This window comes from Phycisphaerae bacterium (assembly GCA_035384605.1).
Classification (GTDB): Bacteria; Planctomycetota; Phycisphaerae; order UBA1845; family PWPN01; genus JAUCQB01.
Map to the genome: position 1 here is coordinate 29,117 of DAOOIV010000035.1, position 15,521 is coordinate 44,637.

At 60.6% G+C, this 15,521-nt stretch carries 9 protein-coding genes; 3 read left to right on the plus strand and 6 right to left on the minus strand.

Annotated features, from left to right (window positions below; translation table 11 throughout):
• Positions 1 to 24: 24 nt before the first annotated feature.
• The 4 genes from PLL20_09950 to PLL20_09965 form a co-directional block, all read right to left on the minus strand.
• Positions 25 to 1,260 carry a 6-phosphofructokinase gene (locus tag PLL20_09950; protein HPD30307.1) on the minus strand — a complete coding sequence of 412 codons (1,236 nt, stop codon included), beginning with the start codon at positions 1,258 to 1,260 and terminating at the stop codon, positions 25 to 27.
• Positions 1,261 to 1,355: 95 nt separating this feature from the next.
• Positions 1,356 to 2,693, minus strand: a complete 1,338-nt coding sequence (gene accC, locus PLL20_09955; GenBank protein ID HPD30308.1) for an acetyl-CoA carboxylase biotin carboxylase subunit — start codon at positions 2,691 to 2,693, stop codon at positions 1,356 to 1,358.
• Between the two features lie 28 nt (positions 2,694 to 2,721).
• Positions 2,722 to 3,189, minus strand: coding sequence for an acetyl-CoA carboxylase biotin carboxyl carrier protein (gene accB / locus PLL20_09960; GenBank protein ID HPD30309.1), 468 nt, complete (start codon positions 3,187 to 3,189; stop codon positions 2,722 to 2,724).
• Positions 3,190 to 3,263: 74 nt separating this feature from the next.
• Positions 3,264 to 4,388, minus strand: coding sequence for a Xaa-Pro peptidase family protein (locus PLL20_09965; GenBank protein ID HPD30310.1), 1,125 nt, complete (start codon positions 4,386 to 4,388; stop codon positions 3,264 to 3,266).
• 217 nt (positions 4,389 to 4,605) lie between these two features.
• On the opposite strand from PLL20_09965, the gene PLL20_09970 reads away from it, so the two are divergent.
• Positions 4,606 to 6,225, plus strand: coding sequence for a SpoIIE family protein phosphatase (locus tag PLL20_09970; GenBank protein HPD30311.1), 1,620 nt, complete (start codon positions 4,606 to 4,608; stop codon positions 6,223 to 6,225).
• Between the two features lie 225 nt (positions 6,226 to 6,450).
• Here the strand turns inward: PLL20_09970 and PLL20_09975 are convergent, their stop codons facing one another.
• Positions 6,451 to 9,585 (minus strand): Ig domain-containing protein, encoded by a 3,135-nt coding sequence (locus tag PLL20_09975; protein ID HPD30312.1) that lies wholly within the window; start codon positions 9,583 to 9,585, stop codon positions 6,451 to 6,453.
• A 1,135-nt stretch (positions 9,586 to 10,720) separates the two neighbouring features.
• On the opposite strand from PLL20_09975, the gene PLL20_09980 reads away from it, so the two are divergent.
• The gene (locus PLL20_09980; protein ID HPD30313.1) at positions 10,721 to 11,470 is read left to right on the plus strand and encodes a PEP-CTERM sorting domain-containing protein; all 750 of its coding nucleotides are present in this window, start codon (positions 10,721 to 10,723) and stop codon (positions 11,468 to 11,470) included.
• 82 nt (positions 11,471 to 11,552) lie between these two features.
• Here PLL20_09980 and PLL20_09985 read toward each other — a convergent pair whose 3' ends face one another.
• Complete coding sequence (locus PLL20_09985; GenBank protein ID HPD30314.1) at positions 11,553 to 12,938, minus strand: alpha/beta fold hydrolase; 1,386 nt, start codon at positions 12,936 to 12,938, stop codon at positions 11,553 to 11,555.
• A 172-nt stretch (positions 12,939 to 13,110) separates the two neighbouring features.
• On the opposite strand from PLL20_09985, the gene PLL20_09990 reads away from it, so the two are divergent.
• Positions 13,111 to 15,369, plus strand: coding sequence for a hypothetical protein (locus PLL20_09990; GenBank protein ID HPD30315.1), 2,259 nt, complete (start codon positions 13,111 to 13,113; stop codon positions 15,367 to 15,369).
• Positions 15,370 to 15,521 lie beyond the last annotated feature (152 nt).

Sequence of the window (15,521 nt, forward strand, 5' to 3'; positions counted from 1 at the left end):
CGTCCAGGAGATTCCTGCGGGCCCTCAGCCGATTTGTTCCAACCAGCCCGGTTTTGGCAGGTCGCCGACGAGTGGGCCGACGTACTCGCGGAAGGTGTTGAGCACGTTATTGCCTTCTTTGCTGATGTACTCGTCCGGGACGACCTTGGTGAACGGGGGACTGTCCGGGGCCACGTCCTTGAGCCCGACCAGCTTGGTCCCCACGGCATAGGTTGTGCCCGGCAAACGAACCAGGGCCACGCTGCCGTCGCGATCCTCGGATTGCAGCGAGTAGCTCACCGCCATTTGTCCGACCAGACGCGCCTCCCATGCGTCCACCTCGCTGTAAACACCGGGGAAGCTCCGCTGGAGGTAACCGAATGTGTCGGCCCGGACGCGCTTGATCTTGCACCGGCTCCGGACCGTGCTCGCGAGGTAATCGGCAAGCATGCCGGCCCCCGCCGAGATCTCCACGTTGCCATGCGGGTCGTAGGTGGGAGCACTCTGCTTGACCATCTCCAGGACTTTCTGCGACCATAGCTTGCCCTGCGTATCGACAATGCCCTCCGAGACGGCGACCACGCACCGTCCGAACTGCTCATACACCGCCGAGACGTCTCGCACGAACTGATCCAGATCGAACGCACGCTCCGGCAGGTATACCAGGTGCGGACCGTCATCGGGACGCATCCTCGCCAGGACGCTCGACGCCGTGAGGAATCCCGCGTTTCGGCCCATGATGATGTTGATCTTGACGCCCTGAAGGGCACGGTTGTCCAGATCGTCGCCGATAAATGCCGATGCGACGAACTTGGCGGCGCTCCCGTAACCCGGGCAGTGGTCGGTGACCAGCAAGTCGTTGTCGATCGTCTTGGGGACGTGGAAAACCCGCAGCTCGTACTTTGCGTCTTGGGAGATACGGTTGATGATCGCGGCGGTCGAAGCCGAATCGTTTCCGCCGATGTAGAAGAAGTACCGCACGTCCAGCTTGCGGAACACGTTGAAGATCTGCTCGCAGTATGCTTCATCCGGCTTGTCGCGGGTCGCCCCCAGCGCGGCGGCCGGCGTCTTGGCCACCAGCTCCAGCATGTTCGTCGGCTGGCGGTTGAGGTCGTAAAACTGCTCGTTGATGATGCCGCGCACGCCGTGCCGGGCGCCCAGAAGCCGGTCGATGTGAGAGTGTTTCTGGCTCTCTTCGATGATGCCGACCAACGACTGATTGATGACGGCGGTGGGACCGCCCGCCTGGCCCACAACAGCATTACCCCGCACTACGCTCATGTTCGCTATACCTCGTTTGCGATTGCCCTGATTCCTCTGCTTCATTAGGGTGTTCAAAAATCTGCCGGGCACTCATCCGGCAGCGGGGGGAGATTCTACCACGTGCGCTCGATGAATCCAGTGTCCACGGTTCCTTTCAGGAATTGAGCATGACTAAAGATCTCGCGGTGAATCGGAATTGTCGTCTTGACCGGTTCAATGGCGAACTCTTCCAGGCAGCGTCGCATGCAGGCGATCGCCTCGGCACGCGTCGCCTTGTGGACAATCAGCTTGGCGATCATCGAATCATATCGCGGGCTGATGGTCATGCCCGCATGAGCGTGAGTATCCAGTCGCACGCCGAAACCGCCGGGGGGGCGGAAGACCTCGATTTTTCCGGGGCAGGGGCGAAAGTCGGCGGCGGGGTCCTCGGCGTTGATCCGGCACTCGATGGCCACGCCCTTGTGCGTGATGTCCCTCTGTTTGAGCGAGAGCGTTTCGCCCGCCGCAACGCGAATCTGGAGCTGCACCAGGTCGTGGCCCGTGACCATCTCGCTTACCGGGTGTTCAACCTGAATTCGAGTGTTCATTTCGAGCAGATAAAACTTTTTATCGGGCGTAACGAGGAACTCAACCGTACCCGCACTGTAGTACTTGGCCGCCCGGGCCAGCCGGACGGCTGCCTTGCACAACTCCTCGCGAATCCGATCGTTGATCGCCGGACAGGGCGATTCCTCCACCAGCTTCTGGTGTCTCCGTTGCAGGCTGCAGTCCCGCTCGTAGAAGTGCAGGACGTTGCCGGCCCGGTCACCCATGACCTGAACCTCGACGTGGCGGGCGTCCTCGACGGCTTTTTCGAGGTAGACGGACGGATCCTTGAACGAAGCCTGAGCCTCCGAACGGGCGGCCGGTAGCGAATGACGCAGCGTGGCCTCGTTATGGACCAGCCGAATGCCCCGCCCGCCGCCCCCGGCCGCAGCCTTGATCATGACCGGGTAGCCGACCTGTGAAGCCCACTTCGCCGCGTCGTCATCGCTGTCCACAGGCCCCTCGGTCCAGGGAATGTTGGGCACCTTCGCCTTCTTGGCAAGTCTCTTGGCCTCGATCTTGTTTCCCAGGAGCCGCATGGATTCGGAGCTCGGGCCGATGAACTCGATCTTGGAGTCACGGCAGGCATCCGCGAACTGCGGATTCTCAGCCAGGAATCCGTAGCCCGGGTGGATCGCGTCCACATTTGCCACCTCCGCCGCCGCGATGATCCGGTCGATCTTCAAGTAGCTCTCGGCCGCCGCGCCGGGGCCGATGCATATGGCTCGATCTGCCAGTTTCAAATACGAGAGGTTCCTGTCCTCTTCCGAAAAAACGCAGACGGTCTGGATGCCCAGCTCCTTGCAGGCTCGAATGATTCTCAGGGCGATCTCGCCCCGGTTGGCTATCATGATCCGTGAAAACATGCTTGCTTCCGTTGCCGGGCGATGAAGACTATCTCGGCCGTACCAGCATCAGCGGCTGACCAAACTCCACGGCCTGCTGATCTTGGACAAGGATTCTCTCGATGACCCCGGCTACCTCCGCCTTGATCTCGTTGAAGACTTTCATCGCCTCAATGATGCAGATGGGGGTATCCGGACCGATTTCCATGCCCACCCTGACGTAAGGTTCGGAGTCCGGATCCGGGGCCTGATAGTAGGTGCCCACCATCGGCGAGAGGACCGGAACCAGTCCGTCTTCCGTCGGTTTCTCGATTGCCGGTGGCACGGGGGCTTGAGCGGGCTGAAGGACCGGCAGTGTTGCAGGCACGGCCGCCATAGCCGGGGCACCGGCGAGTGGGACTCCGGCCGGAGCCTTGCGAAGACTGATGGCCGTCTCGCCTTGCCTGACGCGGATTTCGCTGAGGTCGTTCTCGACCATCAGTTGGATGAGCTCGCGAACTTGTTGAACGTCGATCACACCACACTCCTACCTGCCTTGGCCATTGCGCTGCCCGTCAGGCGGGTTCCAGGGCCGCAGAGCCATTCGGAACCTCAAGGGCGCGCCTGGACCACCATGGCATCCAGGTTCTTGGGCAGGCTGGTCAGTACTTCGGCCCCGGTTTCCGTTACAAGAACGTCGTCTTCGATCCGAACCCCCCCGATTCCGGGGTAATAGACGCCGGGTTCAACGGTCACAACCATGCCGGGCTCCAGTCGGTCGGTGACCTTTCTGGCCAGGCGGGGCGCTTCGTGGATGTCCAATCCAAGTCCATGGCCCAGCCCATGAGTGAAACGGCGGCCCATGCCGGCCTTGGCCAAGACTTTGCGGGCCTTGCCATCCACGTCGCACATCCGGACGCCGGGGGCGATGGCCCGGATACCCTCCAACTGGGCTGCCAGAACCTTTTCGTACATCCGCCGAAAGCGAGGCGGGATTCTACGGACGAACACGACTCGGGTCAAGTCGCTACAGTACCCCTCCGCGATCGCCCCCCAGTCAATCAGAACCGCACTGCCCACCCCGATTCTTCGCTCGCCCGGTTTGGCGTGAGGCAGTGATGAGTTGGGTCCCTCAGCCACGATGATTGGAAAACTGGCGCCACGGGCTCCCAGTCGGGTCATCTCAAACAGCAGTTCAGCGGCGATCTGGCGTTCGGTCATTCCCAGACGCATTCGGCCGATCACCGTCCGGAATGCTGCTTCCGCGATTCGGATTGCCTCCCGGATGGCTGCAACCTCGGTTTCGTCTTTTTTCAGTCGCAGCGCGGATGCAACGCGGCCAAGCCCTCGCAGCTTCGTCGGTGCCACGGCTTTGCGAAAAGCTCCGAAATCCGACACAGTCAGATGCTCGGGCTGAAAGCCCAGCTTCCTCATGCGATGCCGTCGGGTCAGACGGGCCAAAGCATCCTTCAGCGAGCCGGTCCGAATCACCGCCGTTGCCCAGGGAGCCTTCTTGCCTGCCTCCTCTGCGAACCGTCCATCAGTCAGCAGATATACCCGCCTGGGCAGAACAAGGGCGGCCCCATCTTCCCCGTCAAATTCCGTGAGGTAGAATTGGTCAACCCGGTTAGTGACGAGGAAACCGTCCATACCCCTGCGGCGGATCTGCTCGCGGCAGCATTCGATGCGACGGTTTATCGCCACGGGCGGTTTGGGACAGCGGCGACCGTTTGCCAATGTTGGCCTCCTGGGACCAGTTACCGACTATTCGGCCGGCTGGAAATCTACGGGCCGAGGCCCTTGGTGTCAAAGATGGGACGGTATTGAACCATTGGTGCCCCTTGCTGGCCCGGCCGCTTTGTGTGGCCGATCAATGAAAAATGCGGGCCAAGCCACGCCACGGCAAAGGTGCGAACCGGAGGCTGGACGTGTCCGGCAGATGCGGGTGTAGTCGATGAGGATAGTGATCAAGGAAGGTGATTCCTTTCTGGGAGACGTGAGCTTCACCGAAGACGATGAAGTCACGATTGGCTCGCAGCCGGACTGCAGCATCTACCTGCCCGATGCCCGTGTTAGCGCGCTCAATGTGCTCATCATGCCTACCGAGGAAGGCCACTGGCTCGTCGAAAATGTTGATCCCGGTAACCGCGTCCTGTTGAATGCCCACGTGCTGACCCAACGGACGGCCCTTCAGAACGACGACGAAATCACGATTCATGACTATGTACTTAAAGTCTATCTCGAGGAAGACCTGAATCATGCGGTGGTCCAGGAACCGGAACTGACGGCCGAGGAGCTGATTCGGATCCGCGAATTCCCGCTGCCGGCCGGCTCCTTGGTTCGTCGTCACAGCGATTCATTGTCTCTCACCCGGTTACAACTGGACCGGCTCGCCGGAGCCTGTGCCGTCATCGACGGCACTCGCGACCTGCACGACTGGGTGGAAACCACGCTTAACCTTCTCCTCGATGTGTTTGAGGCCCGTTGTGCCTGGGTCGGCTTCCGACGACAGTCTCGGGGCGAGCTGGATGTCCAAGGGGGCAAGCTGGCCAACGGCCAGCCATGCGATCTCAACCCAATCATCGAGCTTCTGCGATATCGCTGCGTTGATCGGCACCAGCACATCTGCATTCGCAAGGTTCGCGAGCACGAATACATCGGCTCGGCCATGGGTGCTCCGCTGACGGGCAAAACCGGTTCGCTGGGCATGATCTACGTTGACCGCCGGGTAAAGACCTCGCGCTTCCGCAGCTCAGACCTCGATATGCTTTCCGCCCTTGCTGCCCGGCTCTCGCTCAAACTCCAGGCCCTGCTCGAAGGACATGCTCAGCGCTCCGCCGAAATCTCGGCCACTGAGATCAGCGTGGTGCATGCAATCCAGGAACACCTCGATCCCAAGGGCGTGCCTCCGCTCGAGGGTCTCAAGCTGGCTGCGTACAGCCGCTCGGGCCAGGAAAACCCCGGCGACGTATACGACGTGATGAAACACCCCGACACGCCCCTGACGGCGCTGCTGCTCGGGCACGTCAACGCCACCGGCGCATTGCTGGCCCTGTCGATGGCCCGCCTGCATTCCACCTTTCGCGTCGGCTTCTTGCACAATGACCCGCCGCATGCCTTGGCCAGGGCCCTGAACTGGCTGATGTACGATGAACGCGACCCCTCCACCGTGGACGCGGTATTCCTGACGATCTACCCCGGCGGAAGGGTGCGCTATTCGCGTGCCGGCAAGATCGGGGCGTTCGTCGTCGGAGCCGATGGTCAGCCCCGGCCGCTCGGAGCCGCCGATGCTCCGGCCATCGGGCAGGTCCGCAACTTCGAGTACCAGTCGTTTGTCGAGCAGCTCGCCCCCGACGAGACGCTGGTTCTGTACACCCGAGGCATTGCCACCTGCACCGACGGCCAGGGCCGTCGATTTGGCGAGCACCGTTTTATCACCCTGGTCTGCGACGGTTTCGGTCAGCCCCCGACCACAACCCTTCAGGATGTCACCACCGAACTGATCAGCTTCTTCAAAGACGGTCGCCACCCCGACGACATCAGCATCGTGCTGCTGCATCGCGAAGAAGACTGATAAACGCTCTCAGATCTGTTGGGACGCCCCGTCCCAAGGTTGGTGTTGTTCGTCGTCGCCGGTTGTTGAAACAGCCGCTGCGTGGTACCGCGCAGCCGGTTGGGGCGCGGGCCGTTACCACCCTGTGCGGTAGGGTGAGGTATACCGGGGGGAACCATCGGTGAAATCTGCGATGATTCCCCCACGGTCTCTCTCTGAGCTTCGCCGCTCCGACCCGGTTGGCTGCTACGGACAACTCGCCGTTTTGCAGGTTGTCCCGCTGCCTTGCGGGATCCCACCCAGGCTTGAGCACGTCATTGGGAGCATCTCGACACAACTTCCGTCTGTCAGGCAGCATGCTTCCGTCGAACACTGCGGATCGGCCGGGATTCCCGGACCGCTCGCGCACTGCTCGAACACGAGCAGGTCGGATTGGTCGATGTCCAGACCGTCCTTGTCCAGATCGGCGCACGTGCAATCCGGGGCCTCCGGTGGCAGCGGCACGCCGCCGTCCGAGCCGGTGTAACAAAGCTGTAGAAGGGCGAAGTCTCTCTGGTCGACGTCGCTGTCACGGTCGAGATCACCGGAGATCGGGCCGCAACAATTGCCGCTGACGGCGATCTCAAAGCCCTTGGTGGTGGTGGCGGACGTGCCGTCTTCGAGCTGCACCGTGAAGGCAAAGGTACCCGCCGTGTTCGGCCGTCCAGAAATCAGCCCCGTTGGCGACAGCGTCAAACCGGGTGGCAGGCTTCCGGAGACAATCGAGAAGGTCAACGGCGGCTCATAGCAGCCAAGCAGTTGAACGCTGTACAGGTTGTCGCAATCGCCTGCCGGAAGAGGCGGCGGGGTGACGATTCGCACCTCGGTCGGGACGATCGCCTCGACGTAGAAATCCACTTTGTCGTACGCGATGCGGTACGGCATCGTGCCATCCCACCATCCCCATACCCACTGGCTGTCCCGCAGGATGACGTGCTCCGGCGCGTACGAGTTGCCGTAACGGTCGGTCGGGGCAAACTCGCCCTCCTGTTCCACCTCGATCAATCCTCGCGTCCTGGCGTCAGGATAGGCCCGATCGTTCATGTCCACGATCTTTACCCAAGGAAATGACCCATGTTCAAGGTGGTGTCTGATGTCAGTGGAGGGGTTTGGCGGAATATCCATAATCGAGTATTGCCGTGCGTCATCGTCGATATCCCACCACAAGGTCAGGGTGTAACTGGAGTTCCAGTCCGGATCCATGTCGTGCGTGTTCCAGATCTTGGTCAGATAGTGCAGCTTCCAACGGATGCCCGTTGCGCAGGGCGACCAGTTGCGCACCGGCAACAGTTTTCCCCAGGTCCCTTCACAATTGCTATTATAGGTTCCCAAGGGCGGATCGTTGGCCCGGCCCCAGAAATGCTCGCCTGACGGCGTGGACAGGTCCAGAGGGTTGGTCGGGACGGTCACGCCGTTCGTGAGTCCCTCGATGGGTCCGGCTCCGTCCCCGGATCCGCCCCACCGCCAGGTGAGCGCGTCCCAGCCGAATGGGTGGGGCGTAACAAGGAATGGATACGCGGTGACGTTTTTGTCAAATCCGTAATGCTGGGTGTTGTACGGCTCCAGCTCGAAATCACTGTTCACAATATCGCCGGTGAACGGGCCGATCGCGCTTCCCGTGGCCGACTCGGCCGAGAAGACCACGCCGTCAAAGCAATTGTGCGTGGTGCTCATGTTTCCTTCGTGCTCCAGCCGGATTTCAAGCACGACGGCCTGGGGGTTGTCCGGAATACTGCCCGAGAGTTTGATCTTGCGCCAATTGTTGAATTCCAGAGACGAGCCCTTCACGAAAGCCATGGGGTCCAGGTCGCCGATGACATAGGTGTTGTCGCACACCCCCTGGAAATAGCTGAAATTGGTCACGCTGATGCGGCCGAACGTGTCATTCAGATTCGAGTTGGTCGCACCGCCGGAGCTCAGCGTGTTCCAGGTGAGTTTGATGTAGCGCGTTTGGTCGTCCCCGGTGCTGTTGACATCGGATGCGGTGCACAGTGCGCCCGGGTCGGCATTGATCGCGGCCATCAAGGCGGCCTTGGCGTCGTTCTTGGCAATTCCCTTGAAATCAGTGATCGAAATGACGTTGTTTGCGTCGTTCAGATTGGTGTTGGTGGCTGCTTGCCCGGCGGCGCCGGTCCAGATCAGCTTGATCGTATTCGTGCCACCGTCGATCGCGGTAAAGGGTGGCCCAGTGGGATCCGTGTTGATGGCATTTATGAGCCGCGACTTCGCGACATCCTTATCACGGCCCCAATTTGTGACCGAAATGGTTCCATTGGCATCGTTGAGATTGGTGTTGGTCGTTCCGCCGCCGGGTGCAATCCAGGTAAGGTAAACGTTGTTTCCGTCTCGGCCAGACGCATTGTAGGGGCGGTTGGGGTCGCTGTTGATCTTGGCGCTCAGTGCGTTCAAGGCGGTCTTGTAAGTGCCAACACCGTTGACCGGCACGTTCCCCTCCGCAACAACGCCGTTGTTGTCGAACTCGTACACAATATTGACACCCGTGGGATCGATCTCGATCGTGTCGCCATCCGCAACGTTTCCGACGATCCTGATCGTTGCTTTGAGCACAGCACTGCTCATGTCCACGACGACATGACCAGCTCCGACTGAACCGTCGGCGTCAAACTCATAGACGTGATTGACACCCGTGGTGTCCAGTTCGATCGTGTCGCCGTCCAGGATGCCGCCGGAAATAACGACGGTTGCCAACGGGTTCGGGACCACCACCGCGACATTGCTGGTTGGCCGAATCTGTCCGTCAGTGTCAAATTCGTACACGCGATTGGCCCCGCCCGTGTCGATCTCGATCGTGTCGCTGTCGTAGATGTCCCCCGAAATCATCACCAGGGCCGTGTCCCGCGGCGCCAGCCCGTCATTGTTCCAGTGGATGATGTACGTTTGCCGCGCCTGCCCGTGGCGGTTCCAGTGCCAACTGTGAGCCATCTGGGACCAGATCTCGAAGTGGTAGTTGGTGCGGTCGGCACCGGGATTCCAATTGGCCACATCGATGGTTTGCAGGTAGCGCGAAAGCTTTCCTGGGTGGGGCAGGTTGTCATAAGGTTCCGCGTCTTGCATCCAGGTCAGTCCGGCGAAATACTGACCATCCGGTGCAAGCAGCAAATCGTGAAATCTGTGTGCCCCCGGGTTCTCGGGAGTTACATCGCCCCCGCAAATACACTGTTTGATCGGCGGGTTGTGATAGTTGGCCACGCTGTCGGACAGAATGGTCCAGCCGTTGAGCGTGCCATCCTCAAAGCTGCCGTTGACCAGGGATTCCCCCGCCATGGATGTTGCCGGCAGAACTACGAGAAAACCAATTAGAAGAATGGAACCCGTTCGCATGTTCATGCCCTCCCGAAAGGCATAAGAAAGGAGTTGTGCATGCGGCTCTGCCTGACGGCTTTGCCGCGACGGTTCAACACTCAGGTTCGATGAGAAAGCTGCACTTGGGGAAGCAAGGACGAGCCTTTCGAGCTTGCATTCACACGGGTGCCGACTTCAACATCGCCCACCGGCCAAGCTGCTGATAAGGCGTAGCCTATCTCAAGCCTTCCTGAGCAGTCAAGCACAAAATGCGAAAAATTCTGTGGACTCATAAGAATTTCGCGGTGTTCGATTCCAGGAGAGATGAGCGCTGGATCGTGCATAGGGCGAAGACCCTGCCGTATTATGAACCAGGTTAATCCTATCAAAAAAACACTGAAGGGGCTGACAAAGGCACCTGGAACTTCGCCCGGCAACGGCGGGCAGCGAGGACCGCGACGTCACCATCCTGCCGGCGTTGCGGCAGTACAGCGGAGACCTGGTGACGTCAGCATTCTGGATTCTTGCGATCGCGACACAGCGATGTGTGCATGCTGCTTAGATGATCGAAATAGAACTTCAGGAAGCCCTCGGTCGGCATGCCCATTTTCCTGATTGCCTGGGTTTTCTGGGTGTCAGCTTGCGGTCGAGCGGTGCTTACAGTACGGCGAGGACGTCTTGACGGCCCGGCAATAGTCCGGTTCGTTCATGGCCCCGGAACTGTGCTGGACGTCATCGGGGCGGATTGCCCGGGGACGCCGAACACCGTCCGGTGCCGGCCGTTCCCCCAACGGGTGACGCGATCTGGATAGCCGCGGACGGAGGCCATCCAGCCGGCAGGGCAAGCATATCCTGCGCCGTGAGCCGGCAGTGGGACATCGAATTCCAATCCATTAAGTTTCGTAAGCCTTTATTAGAAAATGAGTTACGCGCCACCAGCCCTGGCCCTGCCTCTTGGTTGCCTGGCCTTTCACCTTCAGCGGCTGTGCATGCGGCGGTCGAAGAGAAAATATCTCGCGTGAGGGTTTTTCTGCTTGCGATACCGTTGTGTGTCGGCTATGATGGTGCAGGTGTGCATCGGGTATCGAGGAAGAATGGTAAAGCGATCCCCGAAGCACGCAGCAACGCGATGCAACTCTGCTGTTAGGACGCGCGTCCGGAAGGAGGAGAATCGATGGACCGCAAGTACTCTGTAGCGATCGTCGGGCTGGTTGTGATAGGTCTCTGTGCGGGTCAGGCTTTCGCTGCCTGGATCCCCGGAGATGGCGCGAAGATCGTGCGAATTGACGCAAGCCAGAACGGAAAAGCGGGCTACTTGCAGTTTGTCTTCACGCCTGGGGCTCCCATCGATGGCGTTTGGACTTGGCGGTTGCCTTCAGGTCAGCAAAACCGCGAGATTAAAGCCGGTTCAGAGGTCTTGGCCACGCTCGAAGACCTTCTCCTGGAGATCGACACAGACCCTGCGGTCACGCTCAGCTTTGCAGTTGTTGCCGGGGGCGCGCCTACAACATTCACCATCAGCACGGCGACGGTTCCCTTCCCGGCGATTGTCAATCCCCTCGCCTATGCGACGGCCGCCATTACGGTCACCGACAATGACAGCAACGGGGCCAGCGCCACAGGTCTTTACCCGGGAGCCAAAGCATATCAAGCCAGATACAACAGCCCGGCCGTGCCATGGGCGAACCTTGTGAGCACGGTCACCGCACTGCCGGATTCGAGCGCGGTCGGAACCGAGCGCCAGCCTGCCAGCGGTCGGCAGACCATTTTGGCGACAGTGGACAGAATCGAAGCCGAGTTCAAGTTCACCTTGTCGGCGAACGACCAGGCAAGTGGCACCAGCCGGTTCGACATCATTATTCCAGAGCCGGCAGCGTTGGGCGTCTTTGGATTAGGCGTTCTCTTCCTGTTGCGGCGCCGTTGATCGCCGTTTCATGAAGCGCTGATGCCGGAATCTCAGCACGAAAAAGGGGCCGCTCCATGGGGGCGGTCCCTTTTGTTGCTGATCATTCGCCGCTCTCAGCATCCCCGATGCACGCCGCTGCTCCTCGGTGCGGGTCGAAGAAGTTAACGATGAGACTGTAGAAGTAGGAGCGGTTGTAGGCCGCAAAACCGATGTGGCCCCCGCCGCGAAGCATGATCGCCGCCATCTTCGGGTTGGAAGTCTGTGCCACCAGCTCGGCCGTGTCCCGTGCGTCGAGGAACGGATCGTTGACCGAGCTGACAATCAGCACCGGCACCCGAGCCCGCTCCATTTTGTCGCCGTGCGGAAGCCCACGGTAGGGCAGGAAGCGAAGAGCCTGGTAGCCGTCCGCGATCGGCAGCGACGGCCCGAAGAAGGATCCCGAGAACTCGTACGCGATCAGGTGCCGCAGATTGCCCGATACCTCGGGATGTCCCTTCCGAATCATCCGTTCTTGGACGAATTGCTGCAGAAAATATGCCGAAGGATTGGTGAATACTTCATTCACGTGATCGCAGGTATCCACGACTTCCTCCCAGGCCAGCACCGGGGCAAACGCCAGGATTCCCGCCGTGTAGTGGCGCCGCCGCGAAGGAGGGTCCAGGAACGGCGCTAGCCTGTCGGTGATGCTCGGATCGTCCGGTTGCCGCCCGTCGTACCAGGCCGTCAGCATGGCCAGGTTACCGCCCCAGCAGAAGCTGAGCATACCCGTGCGCCGGATCTGCGGGTAGTTGTCTTCAAGCCACTCGGAGACTTTGAGCATGTCCTGCATCTCGATGACGCCGAAGTTGTAGTAGACGTCCGGGTATCGCAAGTCGGTGTGGCCGTGACCGCGCAGCTCCAGAGCCAGCACGTGGAAGCCGGCCCGTTGCAGAGAATGTGAGACGTATTCCGTCCGCGAAACCGCGTTGTCGCCCAGAAAGCCGGGAACCATGACAATGCAGTCGGCCTCCCGGGGCCGGCCGTCTTCCTTTGCGAACCCCAGCCATCCACTGAGTTCGACGTCATCGCCCACAGGAATCCAAACCTGCGAGTACCCCGGCCACGGGTTGAGCGGTTTACTGATGGCCGGGGCCCGGCTGGCAGCTTGGGCGGTGTGCAGCAGCCCGTACCAGTTCTTCCTCAGGAGGTTGCCGTGTGCCGGATCCCGGCCGAAGTACCGATACACGTCCCGCGGCCGGCCCTCCGCGTCCACCATATCGTCGGTCAGCATGACCAGTCGGCCTCGCTCGGTGAGCAGGTGCTCTATCTGCCGATGGCTATGCTCCAGCCATTTGCGCGTTGAGCCGGCCATCGCCTGCCGCTCTTCGGGACCGGGAATCGAGATGAGCACACGGTCCTGTGGCCGCATCGGCCAAGGCTTTTCTTCGAAGCCACAGGCCGTCACCAACGGAAGCAGCAGCACGCCCACGGTTCTTGCCAAGTCCATTGATGAGACACACCGGCCCGCGCGTCGGTGGCCCCACAGCCGGCTCGAAGGTCGGCTCCCGCGGCCCAGCGCCAAGCCAGGCGCGCGATTGGAAAGAGCCATGACGAACCGACGCGGATTCGCTAGACTACCCGCCTTTGGTTCATGCGCGCTACACGGGGTCATCGATAAGATGTATTCTCGTCGGTACGTCATTCTGGTTCTTCTCTTGCTCGGTAGCGCCACCGCGGTGGCCCACTACAAGGCAATCTGGGACGGCTGGTTTCTCGACGACCACTGGCACCGTCGCCAATACATGGACGACCGGTGGTCCTTGAAAGCGCTGCTCGACGCCACCACGATCAAGCCCGATGCATTCATCGAGACATGGTGGCAGACCGAGAACATCCAGTGGCAATACATCCGTCCCGTGTCCATTCTTGTCGTGAAGGCCCTATACCGTCTGAGCAATGGCAGCGTCAAGACGCTGCATCTGCTGAGCATCGTGCTGCACTTGGTGAACGCCGTGATGGTTCACCACCTCTGTCTCCGCTTGACGAAGATGCGATTCTGGTCGATCGTCGGAGCGCTGCTTTTCGTCGTCTATTCTCACAGCCTGTTCGCGGTGGCCTGGCTGGCGGCTCAGAACACCGTTCTGATGACGACGCTGACTCTCGGCGCGCTGCTGTGCTACGTCAGAGCATCGGGTTTGAATCTCTACGCCGCACCGGCGGCGGATCCCAAACCGGCTCAAGCCGGATTGCACGCGGCGGAAGGCCGAAACCTGAACGGCCACGCTCCGCCCATGCGCTGGTCTTGGTTTGCCGGTGCGATGTTCCTTTGGGTGTTGGCTCTGGGCAGTCGTGAAAACGCGATTGTTCTTCCTCTTCTTGTTGCATCCTTCGATCTTGCCTTTGGGGGGCGGCGGCACCTGCGCACGCGACTGCCCGGATTGCTTCTCATGGTTGCAGTTGCCGTCATGTTCATGATCTGGCGTCTCTTCTTGGACTACGAGCCGTTTCCGGACTTCTATCTGCGAAGGCCGGATGGTCCAGGCTACTTCCTGTGGCTGCCGGTCAAGCTTCTGCACTATGTGACGGCTGCGATCTGGCTTTCACCCATGACTGTGGGGCCGACGGGTCGATTCAACCCCGTCACCGAGGTGCCTGGCGATTGCCTGCTGATGCTCCTCATCGTCGCGATCATGGGCACCGGTTACTATCAAGCCTGTCGGCGCGCACGCGGCTGGTGGATCTGGCCGCTCTGGATCCTGCTTGCACTGCTGCCTGTCACTCCGATCATGGCCACGCCGCATTCGGGCTACATGCCCGCTGTGGCGTTTGCTGTAGCCATGGTCTTGGGAGCGGCCCTTAAGGATCACCTGGCCCCGATCGGTATCGGCAAATGGTGCCGTCCGGTCGCCATCTGGTTCCTCATCGCCACGACTACCTACATACCCATCTATCGAACCATGTGGCAGTCCGTCTTGGCCGCCGAAAGATGGACAATTGACGAAATCACGGCAACCGCCGGCCACGACGAAGCCACGGACGTCTTCCTGATCAATCTGCCATTCGTGAACATCTACGCCAAGTGTCATTTGCAGGAGGCTTGGGCCGGCGATTCCGATGACCGGCTGCTCCGGACGGCCCCCGATCTCCGTTGCCACGTGCTCACGTATGCCGACAACGTCCTCCGTATGCAGGACGCATGCCGTCTGGAGCAGATCGACGCCTACACGTTTTCACTGAGCTGTGCCGGGAGGGGCTATTTCTCCGGAGCTTTGGGTCGCTTCTGTATCGAGGCCATGAGGGCAGGCCGGCGGTTCCAGACCGGCGAAATCATCCGCAATCACAGGGCCCCGTTCGAGGTCGAGATTGTGCAGGCTGACCAGGAGGCGGTTCGGGAGCTTAAATTCCGATTTCACAAACCTTTGGCTACTAGCCGATATCTGTTCTACTTGACCAGTACGGAACATGCGGCTGCCCGGCTGCGATTCTGGGGACCGCAGGGGCCACCGAAAGTGCCTGCTCTGCGGCCGATCCATGTGGACGACGCGTCAGTTTCACGGGACGCCGAGGCGTTGCGGGCCGGGTACGCGGGGGCGGCTGAGGGCTTGTTCGCGGCCGTTGGTAGCGGCAATCCTCGTCTCGCTCAGAGAGCTTGGTCGGCGCTTCAAGAGGTTGCCCGGCCAGTGAGCAGGGCACTTGCCGCACCGCTCCAGGATGTAGTTGCGGGCGAGGTGCCCGGACCTCCGGACTTGTCGCGGGTGCGCAAATGGTGGCTTTCGACCGTCGACGATCAGACGTTGGCTCGGCTCACGTCGGAGCGAGACTCTGCCCGGCGGTTTCTGAAGGAACGGGATATGCTCTTCCGGATTCGGGAGGTGGCTGGCAGGATCATTCGGACGGATTTGTACCTGACCGGACCCCCGTATCCCGGACCCCGATAAGCCCTTGGCGTCCCAAATGGTTTACGCTATGATACTGCGACTACCCTGCCGGCGCGGGCAGGGGTTGTCCAAGGTGAGCACGAGTGCATATGGTAATGAGGAGTAGCCGACCCGAGACCATACTATTTACAGGGGCGACAGGCTTCCTTGGC